At 57.1% G+C, this 15,410-nt stretch carries 14 protein-coding genes and 1 pseudogene; 4 read left to right on the top strand and 11 right to left on the bottom strand.

Features of this window, described 5'->3' with window-relative positions; translation table 11 throughout:
- Positions 1-71: 71 nt before the first annotated feature.
- The gene (locus tag ACR0EN_RS11705; protein WP_170401881.1) at positions 72-806 is read right to left on the bottom strand and encodes a methyltransferase domain-containing protein; all 735 of its coding nucleotides are present in this window, start codon (positions 804-806) and stop codon (positions 72-74) included.
- 61 nt (positions 807-867) lie between these two features.
- Here ACR0EN_RS11705 and gloB point away from each other — a divergent pair, with 61 nt between their 5' ends.
- Together gloB and clpA are read left to right on the top strand one after the other, a co-directional pair.
- Entirely contained in the window at positions 868-1,635 is a 768-nt protein-coding gene (gene gloB, locus ACR0EN_RS11710) for a hydroxyacylglutathione hydrolase (protein ID WP_480459604.1), read from the top strand.
- Positions 1,636-1,809: 174 nt separating this feature from the next.
- Positions 1,810-4,134: an ATP-dependent Clp protease ATP-binding subunit ClpA gene (clpA, locus tag ACR0EN_RS11715; protein ID WP_170401887.1), complete on the top strand. Its 2,325-nt coding sequence runs from the start codon at positions 1,810-1,812 to the stop codon at positions 4,132-4,134.
- Positions 4,135-4,221: 87 nt separating this feature from the next.
- Here clpA and ACR0EN_RS11720 read toward each other — a convergent pair whose 3' ends face one another.
- From ACR0EN_RS11720 to ACR0EN_RS11730, 3 genes are all read right to left on the bottom strand, one after another.
- Positions 4,222-5,901 (bottom strand): peptidoglycan -binding protein, encoded by a 1,680-nt coding sequence (locus ACR0EN_RS11720; protein ID WP_480586869.1) that lies wholly within the window; start codon positions 5,899-5,901, stop codon positions 4,222-4,224.
- 3 nt (positions 5,902-5,904) lie between these two features.
- Complete coding sequence (locus ACR0EN_RS11725) at positions 5,905-7,083, bottom strand: biopolymer transporter ExbB (protein ID WP_170392455.1); 1,179 nt, start codon at positions 7,081-7,083, stop codon at positions 5,905-5,907.
- Positions 7,084-7,151: 68 nt separating this feature from the next.
- Entirely contained in the window at positions 7,152-7,682 is a 531-nt protein-coding gene (locus tag ACR0EN_RS11730) for a gamma-glutamylcyclotransferase (protein ID WP_170392457.1), read from the bottom strand.
- Between the two features lie 67 nt (positions 7,683-7,749).
- On the opposite strand from ACR0EN_RS11730, the gene ACR0EN_RS11735 reads away from it, so the two are divergent.
- Entirely contained in the window at positions 7,750-8,751 is a 1,002-nt protein-coding gene (locus ACR0EN_RS11735; RefSeq protein WP_170392459.1) for a DUF2125 domain-containing protein, read from the top strand.
- Here ACR0EN_RS11735 and ACR0EN_RS11740 read toward each other — a convergent pair.
- The 4 genes from ACR0EN_RS11740 to ACR0EN_RS11755 all read right to left on the bottom strand — a co-directional run bounded on the left by ACR0EN_RS11740 (position 8,748) and on the right by ACR0EN_RS11755 (position 13,048).
- A complete protein-coding gene (locus tag ACR0EN_RS11740) occupies positions 8,748-9,569 on the bottom strand; it encodes an extensin family protein (RefSeq protein ID WP_170420536.1) in 822 nt (273 codons plus the stop codon). The two genes, ACR0EN_RS11735 and ACR0EN_RS11740, sit on opposite strands and share 4 nt — an antisense overlap.
- Entirely contained in the window at positions 9,566-10,486 is a 921-nt protein-coding gene (locus tag ACR0EN_RS11745; RefSeq protein WP_480586872.1) for a prephenate/arogenate dehydrogenase family protein, read from the bottom strand. The genes ACR0EN_RS11740 and ACR0EN_RS11745 overlap by 4 nt, the downstream gene beginning before the upstream one ends.
- The gene (hisC, locus tag ACR0EN_RS11750) at positions 10,483-11,568 is read right to left on the bottom strand and encodes a histidinol-phosphate transaminase (RefSeq protein ID WP_170818843.1); all 1,086 of its coding nucleotides are present in this window, start codon (positions 11,566-11,568) and stop codon (positions 10,483-10,485) included. The genes ACR0EN_RS11745 and hisC overlap by 4 nt, the downstream gene beginning before the upstream one ends.
- 64 nt (positions 11,569-11,632) lie before the next feature.
- The gene (locus tag ACR0EN_RS11755; RefSeq protein WP_170818844.1) at positions 11,633-13,048 is read right to left on the bottom strand and encodes an aminotransferase class V-fold PLP-dependent enzyme; all 1,416 of its coding nucleotides are present in this window, start codon (positions 13,046-13,048) and stop codon (positions 11,633-11,635) included.
- A 103-nt stretch (positions 13,049-13,151) separates the two neighbouring features.
- Here ACR0EN_RS11755 and ACR0EN_RS11760 point away from each other — a divergent pair, with 103 nt between their 5' ends.
- Complete coding sequence (locus tag ACR0EN_RS11760; RefSeq protein WP_170401903.1) at positions 13,152-13,613, top strand: Lrp/AsnC family transcriptional regulator; 462 nt, start codon at positions 13,152-13,154, stop codon at positions 13,611-13,613.
- 123 nt (positions 13,614-13,736) lie between these two features.
- On the opposite strand, the gene rpsD is transcribed toward ACR0EN_RS11760, so the two are convergent.
- From rpsD to ACR0EN_RS11775, 3 genes and pseudogenes are all read right to left on the bottom strand, one after another.
- Positions 13,737-14,357: a 30S ribosomal protein S4 gene (gene rpsD / locus ACR0EN_RS11765; protein WP_170392466.1), complete on the bottom strand. Its 621-nt coding sequence runs from the start codon at positions 14,355-14,357 to the stop codon at positions 13,737-13,739.
- A 212-nt stretch (positions 14,358-14,569) separates the two neighbouring features.
- Entirely contained in the window at positions 14,570-14,884 is a 315-nt protein-coding gene (locus ACR0EN_RS11770) for a hypothetical protein (RefSeq protein ID WP_480586877.1), read from the bottom strand.
- 317 nt (positions 14,885-15,201) lie between these two features.
- Positions 15,202-15,410, bottom strand: a pseudogene (locus ACR0EN_RS11775) (hypothetical protein); the annotation flags it as partial.

Here is a 15,410-nt window from a genome sequence, read left to right on the forward strand (position 1 = left end):
CGAATATGCAGGTTTTTGCGATTCCTGTGACCTTTTTCCCGCATTTTTTCCTTTCAAAATGCGCCGGACTGTCACGCAGGCTTTAACAAACCATCCAACGCTTTGATCGGGCGCTTCGCGGTGTCTTTAGTAACGCTCCCGCTAGGCGGACGAATGAGTTTACTGGCCTCAACCATAAGCACGCCTCCGGCCATGACGGTTGGGATGCGTTGTCCAGTCTTCTCGATCAGGCTGCCCGATTTTAGCCAGAACCGACGGAACGAAGGCGGCAGGTAAAGCGCCGAGCAATGGTTTTCCGGGACGAAGTGGTGCGCGCGCAATTGGTTTTCCAATTGGGTCGTTGAATAGGGCTGCCCAAAGCCAAACGGCGTCCGGTCTGAGCGCGACCAAAGCCCGGCCCGGTTCGGTACGACAAATAGCACACGCCCTCCGGGCCCCAGAACGCGCCAGCATTCTTCCAGCAATTGGCTGGGTCGGTTTGAAGTTTCCAAACCATGCATCACCACGAGTTTATCCACATGGCCAGTTTCGATTGGCCACATCGTCTCTTCGGTCAGAACGGAAACATTGGGCATCCCCGCAGGCCATGGCATTACACCCTGCGGACCAGGCATAAGACCAATCACACGACGCGCATCTTTGAGGTAAGGCCGCAATAAAGGTACGGCAAAACCAAATCCGACCACAGTTTGCCCCTTGGCTTCGGGCCAAAGATCCACCAACCGACCACGGATCGCTGCCTGGGCCGCGCGCCCCAGGGTGCTGCGATAGTAGAAATTCCTCAGATCCTGCACATCAAGATGCATTGCGGACACCCGGTCAATCGGCTTAGCTGGGCGCAGTCTAGCAATGAAAGGGCAAAAGGCCATGCCTCTTGAGATCGTTACCATTCCTTGCCTCAGCGATAATTACGCCTTTCTCGCCCATGATCCGGCCAGCGGTGAGACTGCCTTGATCGATGCGCCAGAGGCAGCTCCGATTCTGGCCGAACTGGATTCGCGCGGCTGGCAGCTAAGCCATGTGTTGTTGACACATCATCATTGGGATCATGTGGACGGGCTGAGCGGCATTCTAGCGAAACAGCCCGCGCGTGTGATCGGCGCAAAAGCAGATGAGCATCGCTTGCCAAAACTTGATCAGGCGGTGGTTGAAGGTGACACTTTTTATATCGGCGGTGAGCCGGTCGAGGTTCTTGATGTGTCCGGTCATACAATTGGGCACATTGCATTCTACATGCCCCAAACTGGCGTTGTATTCACCGCTGACAGCCTGATGGCGCTGGGATGTGGACGATTGTTCGAGGGCACGCCTGCACAAATGTGGGCCTCTCTCAGCAAGCTGGCGGCCCTGCCCGATGAAACAATCGTGTGCTCAGGCCACGAATACACACAGGCAAACGCCAAGTTCGCCCTGACCATCGATCCCGACAACCCAGCCTTGCTTGACCGCGTGGCCGATATTAATCGCGCCCGCGCTGCCGGAGAACCTACTGTGCCTTCGCTTTTAGGCCTGGAAAAGGCGACAAATCCGTTTCTAAGGGCCACTGATCCGGCGATTCAGGCCCATCTGGGCATGGAAAACTCTGATCCTGTGTCCGTATTCGCCGAAATTCGAGCCCAAAAAGACAGCTTTTAACCCGTTTCAAGCCCCAATCACGGCCACGGTCACAACAAATGTGACTGTCAAGTGAAAGAAAACCCTTGAAGCCGGGGCGGGATCAACCAAACTCTAATAGTATGAGGACATGGTTGGGATGGGGATCCGGCCTGCAGCCCGCCCCCTTCCGGCCCAATACAGAGGAGCACCCGCGTGCCTTCATTCTCGAGCACACTTGAACAAGCCATCCACGCGGCCCTTGCGGCGGCGAATGAACGGCGACATGAATTCGCAACGCTAGAGCATCTGCTGCTGGCGCTGTTGGAAGAACCCGATGCGGTGCGCGTCATGAAAGCGTGCAGCGTCGATCTGGACGAGTTACGCAGCACCTTGGTCGAATTCATCGACGAAGATCTGTCAAACCTCGTCACTGATATCGACGGGTCCGAAGCCGTGCCCACGGCAGCCTTCCAGCGTGTCATTCAGCGCGCCGCGATCCACGTTCAAAGCTCTGGCCGCACAGAGGTGACCGGGGCCAATGTACTGGTGGCCATCTTCGCCGAACGTGAAAGCAACGCAGCCTATTTCCTGCAAGAGCAGGACATGACCCGTTATGACGCGGTAAACTTCATCGCACATGGTGTGGCCAAAGACCCGGCCTATGGAGAGAATCGTCCTGTAACGGGTGCTGATGAAGCCGAAGAAGAGGCTCAGACGACCTCTGGTGACGCTGAGCAGAAAGAAAGCGCGCTTGGCAAATATTGCGTTGATCTGAACGCCAAATCACGCGCCGGTGATGTAGATCCGCTGATCGGACGCTCGGACGAGGTTGAACGCTGTATTCAGGTGCTGTGTCGCCGGCGCAAGAACAACCCGTTGCTGGTAGGTGACCCCGGTGTCGGCAAAACCGCCATCGCCGAAGGTCTGGCGCATAAGATCGTTGCGGGCGAGGCCCCGGACGTGTTGTCGGAAACCACTATCTACTCGCTCGATATGGGCGCCCTGCTTGCGGGAACTCGCTATCGCGGCGATTTCGAAGAGCGTCTGAAAGCGGTTGTGACCGAATTGGAAGAGCACCCTGATGCGGTTCTCTTCATCGACGAGATTCACACTGTGATCGGAGCGGGTGCAACCTCGGGCGGTGCAATGGATGCGTCGAACCTGCTGAAGCCAGCGCTTCAGGGTGGCAAACTGCGCACCATGGGCTCGACCACGTATAAAGAGTTCCGTCAGCATTTCGAAAAAGACCGCGCGCTGAGCCGCCGATTCCAGAAAATCGACGTGAACGAGCCGTCGGTCGAGGACAGTGTCAAAATTCTGCGCGGTCTGAAACCATATTTCGAAGAGCATCACTCGATCAAATATACTGCCGACGCGATCAAGACAGCTGTCGAATTGTCGGCGCGCTATATCAACGACCGCAAACTGCCCGACAAGGCCATCGACGTGATCGATGAGGCCGGGGCAGCGCAGCACCTGCTGGCCGAAAGCAAACGTCGCAAGACCATCGGCGTCAAAGAGATCGAGGCGGTGGTTGCCAAGATTGCGCGAATCCCACCCAAGAACGTCACCAAGGATGATGCAGAGGTTCTGAAAGATCTCGAAACCTCGCTGAAACGCGTGGTGTTTGGTCAGGATGAAGCGATCGAAGCGCTGTCCAGTGCGATCAAACTGGCGCGCGCCGGTCTGCGTGAGCCAGAAAAACCCATCGGCAACTATCTGTTCGCTGGCCCCACCGGTGTTGGCAAAACAGAGGTGGCGAAACAGTTGGCTGACACGCTTGGTGTTGAACTGCTGCGTTTCGACATGTCGGAATACATGGAGAAGCACGCGGTCAGCCGTCTGATCGGGGCGCCTCCGGGTTATGTCGGGTTTGATCAGGGTGGTTTGCTGACCGACGGTGTCGACCAGCACCCACATTGCGTCTTGTTGCTTGATGAGATCGAAAAAGCGCACCCGGACGTATTCAATATCCTGTTGCAGGTGATGGATCACGGCGAATTGACCGACCACAATGGCCGGACGGTGAATTTCCGCAACGTGGTCCTGATCATGACATCGAACGCAGGTGCGCAGGAGCAGGCGAAAGCCGCCATCGGCTTTGGCCGCGACCGGCGCGAAGGTGAGGATACCGCAGCGATCGAACGTATGTTCACGCCGGAGTTCCGCAACCGCCTGGACGCCGTGATCTCATTTGCACCACTACCGAAAGAGGTCATTTTGCAGGTCGTTGAGAAGTTTGTCCTGCAGCTGGAAGCACAGTTGCTGGATCGTGGCGTGACCATCGACCTGACACCGCGTGCCGCCGAATGGCTGGCCGACAAGGGCTATGATGACAAGATGGGTGCGCGTCCTCTAGGCCGTGTCATTCAGGAGCACATCAAGAAACCTCTGGCCGAAGAACTGCTATTCGGCAAACTGGCCAAAGGCGGCGTGGTCCGTGTCTCGATGAAGAAGGGCGAGCTGAACCTGGAAATCCTGGGCCCCGATCAGCCCCGCATTCCGGGCGACAAGCCCCCGCTTTTGACAGCGGACTAACCCACGGCTTCTATAACGAAAAACGCCCACCTTTTCGGTGGGCGTTTTTCATTTTTGGCAGGTAATCCAAGTTGGTTCGTACCAGCCTTATCGCTCTGTCAGCTTCAACTCGATCCGACGATTCTGGGCGCGCGCTTCGGGTGTGTCGGCGGGATTAACAGGCTGGAATTCTCCGAACCCGTTTGCCGCCAAGCGATCAGGTGGAATGCCCAGTGCGTCAACCATGTAGCGCACCACAGAAAGGGCACGACCCTGGCTGAGCTCCCAGTTGTCGCGATATCGTCCGCTGCCTGCAAGTGGCACATTATCGGTATGCCCATCGACACGGATGACCCAGTTCAGCCCCTCGGGTATTTCGGCGGCAACGCTTCGCAGGATATTGGCAACTTTGGCAACCTCCTGACGGCCTTCCGCGGACAGGTTTGCGGACCCGGTGGCAAACAGCACCTCCGACGAGAACACGAAGCGGTCGCCCTCAATGCGCACACCATCCTGATCACCCAGCACATCGCGCAGTCGCCCGAAGAATTCCGAGCGATAGCGCTGCAAATCCTCGGCCTGTGCGGCTAGTTCCTGATTTTGGCCCGCCAGTTTCTCGGCCTCGGCTTCCAGCCGAATACGTTCAGCCTCTTCCAGCAGTCGGCGACGGCGTTCTTCCGAGGCTGCGCGCGCTAGAGCGGCATTCAGATCCTGGCCCAGCGTCTGTATCTGGATCTCGGCGGCGCTATTACGTTCTTCGTAATCGTCTAACAAAGCCTGCAGCGATCCCAACTGGCTGCGCAGGGCTGCCATCTGCTGATTAAGCAGCGCGGTCTGACGTTGCGCTTCGGTCGAGATTTCCTGTTCCGATGCAAGCGCCTCTCGGGCGAGCGCCAGCAGCGCCGCGCGCTCTTCGGCCAGCGACCTCTGTTCGGCTGCATTTGCTTGCGCCTGGGTTTGGGCATCCAATGCGGCTTGCAATTGTGCCCTCAGTTCTTCGGCATTGATCTCACCAAACTGGCGCTCAAGCTCTGCCTTGGCAGCCTGTGCCGCAGCCAGCAAAGTCAGAGTGTCCTCGGCTTCCTTTCGCTGTGCTTCCAGCGCCAAGGTCATTGCCGTCAGTTCGGCATCTGCATTCTGCAGACGATCACGCAACGCCTCAGCAGCGGCGGCTTCGGCCAGGCGCGCGGCCTCTTCCTCGGTCAGTTGCTGTTCTAGCTCGGATATCTGAGCTGCCTGTGCATCTTCGCTGGTTTCAAGTTCGGCGACGAGAGCTTCAAGTGCTTCGCGTCGAGCCGCGGCAAGGCGGGCGGCTTCGGCCTGTGCGTCGATTTCTTGTCTGCTTTGAGCAAGTGCCAAATTCAAGGCATCTTGTTCATTTAGCAACTCATCGCGTTGCGTTTCTAGCGCGGCGATATCCCCCTGCGCACGCGCCTGATCAGCCAGCAAAGCCGCGACCTGTGCTTCAAAGTCGGTTATGCGGGTTTGTGCCTGCGCCAGATCGTCTTCGACCTGATTAAGCGTTGCATTCAAGTTCCCAAGACGCGCTTGAAGACGGCTGTTTTCCCGCTCTTCCAGCCCCAGCGCCCCGGCCAGAGCGGCGATTTCGTCGGACAGCGCAGTCAGTTCATCCTCTTGACCTGAAATGGTTTCGCGCAGCACAAATTGCACGACCATGAAGATGGTCAGCACAAAGGTCAGCACCATCAACAATCCCGTCATCGCATCCACGAAGCCGGGCCAGACCGAGCCCGAAAACCGTTGACCTGTGCGGCGGGACAGCGCCATGGGTTACTCTCCTTCCGGGGGGGTACGTACGGCGCCCCGTGGCAAAGTCAACGCTTTGACCAGCAGCTCAAAATCCTTGCGCAGTTCGTTCATGCTGTCCTGACGACCAGCGGAGATTTCTTCGAGTATACGCAGCAACTGAACATCCATTGACCGCAGGCGCATGCGGCTTTCCGCATCAATCCCCTCGCCCGCGCCATGTTCGCGCATGTGATCCAACAAAGCGTCCTGCCCCAGCGCCACACGTTCAAGCGCAGCCGTAACACCTTCGGTCTGGGCCTGACGCTGGTTCATTTCCCCGATGACATCGACCAAATGTCCCAGTTTGGTCGAGACGTTCGTACGATCAACTTCTTGCGCCGAGAACATGTCCTGCAGTGCATCCATTTGTTCAGACATGGCGTCCAGTACTGGGGTCAGCACGGCCAGTTCCGCGCCGCCCTCATCGCCCGCAGCAAAGCCAACGCGGGTGATTGAGGACAACCATTCTTCCAATTCGCGATAGAACCGGTTCTGGCCATGGCCCGCGAATAGTTCCAGCAAACCGACGATCAAGGATCCGGCCAGACCCAGCAATGACGACCCAAAAGCAACGCCCATGCCCTGCAACTGCGCTTCCAATCCTGTCATCAGACGGTTGAAGACGGCCAGACCTTCTTCACCTTCCTGCGGGTTCAGGCTGCGGATCGTATCAACGATGGCGGGGACAGTGGTGGCCAAACCAAAAAATGTCCCCAGTAGGCCAAGGTAGATCAGCACGTTGGTGATGTAGCGGGTGATCTCGCGCTCTTCTTCGACCCGTTCGGCGACGGAATCGAGGATCGATCGGGTAGAGCTAGAGCTGATCTGAGACCGCGCCCCGCGTTCCCTCAACAACGACGCCAGTGGGGCAAGCAGTTGCGGCGGGCGCACATCGTCACGTTCGACCCCTCCGGCAAAGGCTTCGATCCAACGAACCGATCCGATCAGCTGTGTGACCTGCAGAAAACAGGCAGCGACACCGATGACAAAGACCAGCAAAATGAACCCGTTAAGATACAGATTGGCCTGAATAACCGGCAGTACATATGGCAACGCCATGAACACGCCAAGTCCTGACAGCCCTATTGCGATCAGCATCATCAAAATCTGACGGATCGGTTGTGAGAAATGTGGTCTCACGCCCTGTTGTGCCTGCGCCATGCGCGTGGCTCCTGGTATTGTCTGCTCTGGGCTGAACCTATCGAAGTTCGCCCCGTGACGCCAAGAGTTTATGCGCTGATTGTCCGCACCCGTTGCGACAACCACTCAAGATCAGGGTCGTGCAGTCCGATCTCGGTCAAGTGCGAGGCAGTATTGTAGAGATATTCGGTATTTGGCCCACGTCCGCCAACCGCGTGGGCGATGATCTGGGCCTGCTCTTCCAATGGAAGACCGCCGCAATACTGAACGTGGTGAGCATCGATGACGTAAGTCACTGCATTTACGATCTGCCCGCAGTCCAGATGCACGTCCAGCATCCGCTCCAGATAGGCTGACGAGATCAGCTCACGCTCACGCAATTCAGCCAAAGTGCGCTCTTCGTGACCTGCCTCGACAGCAAGCGCCAATCCAGTGCAATGCGCGTCTGGCTGTTCGTCCAGCGCCAATACCAAACCGGGGTCTTCTTCCGTGCCGCGATGGTGGATAGAGCGCATGCAAAACGACCGCGCATATCCGTGCAATTTAGCGCGTTCGCTGCGTGCCACCGGAAAGCCCGGGTTCCACAGCAGCGATCCATATCCGAATACCCACATCGTCATTGCACTGGTCCTTGCCCGTTTGGCCCTATAAACATCAAATCCGAGGCAGGAAAAAGGGCCATTCATCATGCGCCGTCTGATACGCGTTTTCGTATTTATCGCCCTCGCGTGGAGCGCCTACTGGTTTGTCGCCGGTTATGGTCTGCGAAACGCCCTGACCGGTTGGTTTGACCGACAGCAAGAACTGGGCTGGCAGGCCGAATTCTCGGACGTGTCGACGGCAGGATATCCATTTCAGCACATCACACGCCTGAATAATCCCGCTTTGGCCGATCCGGTCAACGGAACGGCGTGGAGTGCGGACTGGGTCGAGTTCCAAAGCCCAGCAATCTGGCCCGGCCGCCAGATGCTGCGCTTTGCCAGTACGCCGCAGCGCCTTTCCTATTTCGACCAGACCACGACCGTTCAGGCCGAAGCGCTACAAGCCGAATTGCAGCTCCAACCCGGTGTCGCGCTGGTGCTCGAGAAAATGGCGCTGACCTCAAAGCGCTGGCTGCTGACAACCGAAGGTGATCCGCAAGCCGGAGGCCAGTCGCTGAGCCTTGTGATGGAGCAATCTGGAGCGCCCGAAAGCTATGGGATTACTGCGAAGATCGACGGATTTACCCCCGGCGATGATCTGAGACGCCTGATGCGTTCAGCATCGACCCTGCCGCAATCGTTCGAAACGCTGGAAATGGATATGTTTGTCACTTTCGACAAACCCTGGGACCGCACCGCACTTGAGCAGCGTCGCCCCCAACCCGTTGCGATTGATCTGCGTTTGGCAGAAATGAAATGGGGTGAGCTGCGTCTGTTCGCCACCGGCGAACTGGAAGTTGACGAACAGGGCATTCCAACGGGTGAAATTGCGATGAAAGCCGAAAACTGGCGCGACATGATCGCGATGGCAAACGCCGCAGGTGCGCTGCCGGATCAGGCAGTCGATCCTGTGACCCGCGCATTGGGCTTCATGGCTGGACTGGGTGGCAACCCAAATGCGCTGGATTTACAGCTGAATTTCAGAGATGGGTTCGTCGCCTTGGGTCCGTTGCCCCTTGGTCCTGCCCCGAGACTGGTACTGCGTTAACGGCAATAGGTGCCGCTGCGGTAGCGCGCGGTGTCTAGGTGGAAATGATCCCGATGGTAGCGATCAGAGTTTGGTCCGAGAACCGTGCCAAATGGCCCACACGCGCCGCGCCATACCTTGGTCAGTTGCTTCTTGGACGGATTTTTGCGCCAGCCATTCAGAACCGTCACCACCTCACCATCGGCCATCTTGAAGCCCGAAATGTCGATGGCGCGCCCTTTACCATGCTCAGAAATCCGCGCCCCTTTACGGTTGTTACGTGTTCTGCAGGCGTAATGCGCGGCGACCTGTAGCTCGACCACCGGACCTCGGCGTTTGAACGTGGGCTTTACAGTTTTGTCGACCCAATTATTCAGCGCCTGTGCAGTGCCGCAATCCATCGTCGCTGGGCGGCTCAGCCCGACCCCCGATACTGAGGTGATTTGCACTGCATCCTTGATCCCGCAGGCTTTGATCTTGCCCTTCACACGTCCAACCGGCTTACCCTGAATATCGATATCGCCACAGACTGAACCCTTACGCAGCTTGCGTTTCTTAAGAAAGACGCGTTGTTCCAATTCTTCCGGGCGCACAAACGGGCGGATCGAATTCTCGGGCCCGAGCAATGGTAATTCAGCGGGACGGGCTGCAGCGGCCGTTACCTGCGGCGAAGCGGGCCGTAGCACCGGCCGGATGTTGGGGGTGACGATTGCCACCATCGCTTGGGTGGTTTCCGGGCGCGTCAACGGCACAATAGAAGTTTCAGGCGCCGCCGCATTTGCAGTCGTTGCCGCCAAAGCAACGCAGAAAATCAAATGGCTGCAACCGATCTTTCTCATGTCGATTTTTTTCCCCGCCCGAAATCTGGCGCATCCGTATCCTGGCCCGCATCAATGATGCCGCGGCGGATCGCCCGTGTGCGCGTAAAGTAGTCGAACAATTGCTCTCCGTCACCTGTTCGGATGGCCCGCTGTAGCGCAAAGAGCTCTTCCGTGAACCGGCCCAGAATCTCCAGCGTTGCGTCTTTGTTGGTCAGAAACACATCACGCCACATCGTCGGGTCCGAAGCCGCGATGCGGGTGAAATCGCGGAAACCAGCTGCCGAATACTTGATGACTTCGGTGTCTGTAACCCGCCGGAGATCATCCGCAACACCCACCATCGTATAGGCAATCAGGTGAGGTGCGTGCGAGGTGACCGCCAGCACCAAATCATGATGCGCGGCGTCCATTTCATCAACATTCGATCCCAGACCCTCCCACAAAGCCCGCAGGCGAGCGATCGCATCCGGATCGGAATCTTCGACCGGCACCAACAGGCACCAACGGTTGTCGAACAGTTCGGCGAAACCCGATTCAGGCCCGGAATGCTCGGTCCCAGCCAGTGGGTGCGCCGGAATGAAATGAACGCCATCAGGTATGTGTGGTGAGACGGCGTCAATCACGTGACGCTTTACCGACCCTACGTCGGACACGGTGGTACCGGGTTTTAGAACCGGCGCAATCTGCTGCGCTACCGGTCCCATTGCGCCAACCGGAACACACAGAACCACCAGATCAGCACCCTCGACCGCCTCTTGCGCGGACTCGCAAACCCGGTCACAAAGGCCGATCTGGCGCGCCGTCTCGCGGGTTGCCTCGGATCGCGCATAGCCCGTCACTTCGCCCGCAAGCCCAGCCCGTTTGATCGCCCAAAACATGGACGAGGCGATCAGGCCCAACCCGATCAGCGCAACACGGTCGTAAATCTGGCTCATACAGCGCCCCCTTTGAACGCAGTAATCGCTGCAACCACGCGACCGCAGGCGATTTCGTCGCCCACGGTGATCCGCAGCGCGTTTGGCAGGTTGTAGCCCGCGACCCGCCGCACGATCAAACCCTGCGTTTTCAAATAGTCATCGCAGGCTTCCGCCTCGGCCCTGTCAGCAAAGCGGGCGAGGATGAAATTCGTGCATGACACATCGGATGAAACGCCGACCTTCGCCAGTTCATCAGACAACCAAATCCGGAGGCGTGCATTTTCAGATAGGCAGAACCGCAGATATTCATCATCCCGCACGGCGGCCTCGGCCGCCGCAAGAGCCGTCAGCGACAGGTTGAACGGCTGACGAACGCGGTTCAGCACATCAATAATCTCTTTCGCCGCATAGCCCCAGCCAACGCGCATCCCACCTAGACCGTACACTTTCGAAAACGTCCGGGTCATGATGACATTGCTAAACCGGTCCACCAGCCCTGCGCCTCCATCGAAACCATCGACAAATTCGGCATACGCACCATCCAGCACCATCAGGCAATTGGCTGGCAATGCATCCGCCAACCTCTGCAATTCGGCGTCAGAGATCATGGTTGAAGTAGGATTTCCCGGATTGGTCACAAAGACAATCCGTGTCTGCCCAGTGACCGCGGCAAGGATGCTATCTACGTCTACACGGCGATCCCTCTCGGGCACCATGACCGGGGTCGCGCCCGCCATTCGCGCGATGATCGGATACATGGAGAATCCATGCTCGGTATATATCACCTCATCACCCGGACCGGCATAGGCCTGCGCCACGAACTGCAACACTTCATCACTGCCGACACCGCAGATGATCCGATTGGAATCCAGTCCGTGCCGTTCAGAAATTGCGGCGCGCAGGCTGGAATGATCGGTGCTGGGATAACGATGCAGCGAAACGGCACTTTCGCGCACCGCTTCGATCGCCTTGGGACTTGGCCCAAACGGGTTTTCGTTGGAACTCAGCTTGATGACATCCGCAACACCGTCAACATGCGACTGTCCGCCCTGATACAGCGCGATGTCCATTATGCCGGGTTGAGGTGTGATCTGGTTCATGAGGGGCTCCACTAGCTTGGCCCCTCATACCTTTCTCAACGGGTTGAGAAAAGCGGCAATTATCTTACGCCGCTTTGAAGCGCGCCGTCGCCGGATCGGCATTGTAGAATGGGACGAATTCCTCGGTCCGGCGCGACAGCTCGTTAACGCTGTCGATAATGAACTGAACGGTCTCTTCGCTCATGAGGTAAGAGAAATTCAACCGCACCCAACCCGGTTTCTTCATTTCCTCACCCTCCGACAGGGCCGCATGCAATTCTTCCGACGTTGCCCGATCAATGCCCAGCAAACGATGCGCATAGGGTCCGGCACAGGCACAGCCGCCACGTGCCTGGATGCCGTAGATATCGCTGAGCATCCGGGTAAACAGCTGCTGATGCACCGGCTGCCCATTCCTATCACACACGAGGAACGAGAATATCGGCAGGCGGTGTGCATTCTCGGCACCTAGCAATGTCAGATTTGGGTTGTCGGACCACCCATCCAACGCCATGCGGTTACACTGCGCTTCACGCTGCGCGATCTCATCCGCTCCAACCGCATCTTTCACGATGAAGGCCAAGGCCGCACGAATGTCTCCGATCACATTTGGTGTACCCGCCTCTTCCCGTGTCGCGAGATCGGCGCTGTAGTCGTGCCGCCAAGGCGAGACAAAGCTGACAGTCCCACCGCCGGGCCAACTCGGACACGTCCGCTTCACAGCGCATTGGTTAACGACCAGAACACCCGACGCCCCCGGCCCGCCCGGAAACTTATGCGGAGAGACAACAATCGCGTCCTTCCGCGCATCTTCCGGCCCCATGTCCATTGGCAAATAAGGTCCACCACCCGCATAGTCCCATACCGCAAGCGCACCATGCTCTTTCAGCATCCGCGTCACTGGATCAGGGTCGGTGATGATGCCGGTGACGTTTGACGCCGCTGAGAATGACCCAATCACAAGATCGGAATCTGCGTGTTCGATCAGCACTGCCTTTAGCGCCTGCATATCGGGACCGCCGTCAACGGCTTCTGGAATCTCGATCACCCGCGCCTTGCTTTCACGCCACGGCAGAATGTTCGAATGATGCTCATACGGACCGATCAAAACGACCGGCTGATTAGCCTCTTGCACTCCCAGCAGACTAACCAGCCGGTTAAGACCCGCTGTAGCGCCAGACCCGGTAAAGATCACCGCGTCCTCTTCCTTGGCGCCAACTATGCGGGCGATCTCGGCCCGCGCCTCGCGGCGCAAACGGGTTATATAGGAACCGCAATAGGAGGCTTCGGTGTGGCTGTTGGCATAGAACGGCAACACATGCTCGGCCACGAAATTTTCGACCTGTCGCAACGCGCGACCCGAGGCAACGTAGTCCGCATACACAAGCGGCACGTCCCCATGCAGACCCGGGATGAGTACCCCCTCACCGATCAGCCCATCACGCAGAGTATTTCCGTGAGCAGCAGATTGAATTTCTGCGCGAAAGTTGGACAAGGTCATTACACAGGCTCCATATTGCTAACCCCAATATGATTGATCCATCTTGTGGAAACCTCACAATTTTATGCTTTATATGTCCGAATTTTGTGTCATATGAATTTATATGGAGAAAAAATTAGATCAAATTGACACTCGTCTTCTGAAGGAACTGCAAAAAGACGCAACACTTTCCCAGCGAGAATTGGCCGATAGGGTCGGCCTGTCCCAAAATGCCTGCTGGCGAAGAATAAAGGCCTTGAACGACACAGGTGTCCTGCAAGGTTCTACGGCGCGCATCGCGCGCGAAAAGCTTGGGCTGAATCTGGTGGTTTTCGTCATGCTACGCACGCGCCACCACTCTGCCCAATGGTTGCAGGCCTTTCGCAGTCATGTCCTGACCATTCCTGAAGTGGTCGATTTCCATCGCATTGGCGGCGACTATGACTATCAACTCAAGGTCGTTACAGAAGATATGGCCTCTTACGACAAAGTCTATCAACGCCTCATCGATAAGATCGAACTGGACAGCGTCACCTCCTATTTCGCAATGGAGGCCATTGCCGAAAGTCGCCCGCTTCCTATCTGATCCGCCTCTTCATCTGGCCAAATATATCTCGGGGGAGTCGCGCAGCGACTGGGGCAGAGCCCCATCAAAACAAAAAAGACCGCGCTGAAAGCGCGGCCCTTAAACTCAACAGGTCGGCGAAGATTAGTTCTTCGCGTAGAATTCGACGACCAGGTTCGGTTCCATCATAACCGGGTAAGGCACATCGCTCAGGCCCGGTGCACGCACGAAAGTCGCGGTCATTTTCGAGTGGTCGGCGTCGATGTAGTCAGGCACATCACGCTCGGCCAAGCCGACAGCTTCCAGGACAACGGCCAACTGCTTGGACTTATCACGCACCTCGATAACGTCGCCTTCTTTGACGCGATAGGACGGGATGTTGACCCGCTTGCCGTTCACTTTAACGTGGCCGTGGTTCACGAACTGACGTGCGGCGAACACGGTCGGAACAAACTTGGCGCGGTAAACAACGGCGTCCAGACGGCGCTCCAGCAGACCGATCAGGTTTTCACCGGTGTCACCTTTGACACGTTCGGCTTCTGCATAGATGCGGCGGAACTGCTTCTCGGTCAAGTCGCCGTAGTAGCCTTTCAGCTTCTGCTTGGCACGCAGCTGCAGACCGAAGTCAGACAGTTTGCCCTTGCGGCGCTGGCCATGCTGGCCGGGGCCGTATTCACGACGATTAACCGGGGATTTCGGACGACCCCAGATGTTTTCGCCCATCCGGCGGTCGATTTTGTACTTGGCAGACGTGCGTTTGGTCACGGCTGATCTCCTTCTTTAGATCGAGGCCCCGACGGGCCACTATGAAGGGCGTTGTCCTCTTGAGGTTTCCCCCATGACAGGCATCCCCTCGCGGGGGCCACCAACACCAATGAAGCCGCGCTTATATCCCTGCTTCGGCCAGAGTCAACACGCCACAGCAAGCAAAGGGTAGGATTTCTGCTTAGAGTTGGAATCTTTCTGAGAAGTATCCGTTATTCAGCGGCCCAACCGGCAGTATTTGATAGACTTACCGGCACTAAACTTGCATTTGCGCGAGCCGCCGGGAACACGACAACCTTGTCGTCATAACCGCTGTCAATCTCAACAGGTTCAATATGCGAAGCTGCCAAACTGACCCAGAAATCTTGATCAGGCTCAGGGCATCCATCCTCAAACACAAGCACCAGAGACGCTTCGTTCACCTCACGCACCAGCTCGGCAACGAAAGTCTGAGCCCCGTTTGACAACTCGATCTTGGCACATTCGTTGACCTCGCCGGGGTTGGTGAAACTGGCTCTGGTCGCCAATATAGATCCCAGACCGGTGGAGCCTGCGTGCAGCGCAACTTGGTCAGCACTTGCGGCGAGTTGGACCCCTCGCCCCCTCCAGGACCAAGAGCTACCAACGCGCAAGTGGGCCAAAGGCGCCGCCTCAAGCCCGTCAACTTCCGTCTGTGTCCAAAATATTGCTATCCGACCGTTATAACCGGTTCTCATCTGTCCGCCCGCACTTTTACTCATCCCACAAGTAACTGTGCTTGTGTATCAACGAAAAAATGGGCGGAAAAGAGACCGAAATGTAGCAATCACGAAAATGTTGCTAAAGAACAGCCTCATATTGATACTTATCGTCGAATATTGGTGAACGTCTGGCGCACTGCGCTTGACTCTAGGCTCATTGAATTTCGGAGCCTGAAAATCTCTGCGAGTGCGATGGCTGATGGGAACACTTTCGGCCATATTTCGTAGCGGGTTTCTACTCGGCTCCATTCCTTCAAGCGACTGAACATGACCTCGATGCGGTTTCGGCGCTTGTACCTGTGCTTGCCTTTTC

The organism is Ruegeria sp. AB7 (genome assembly GCF_056542625.1).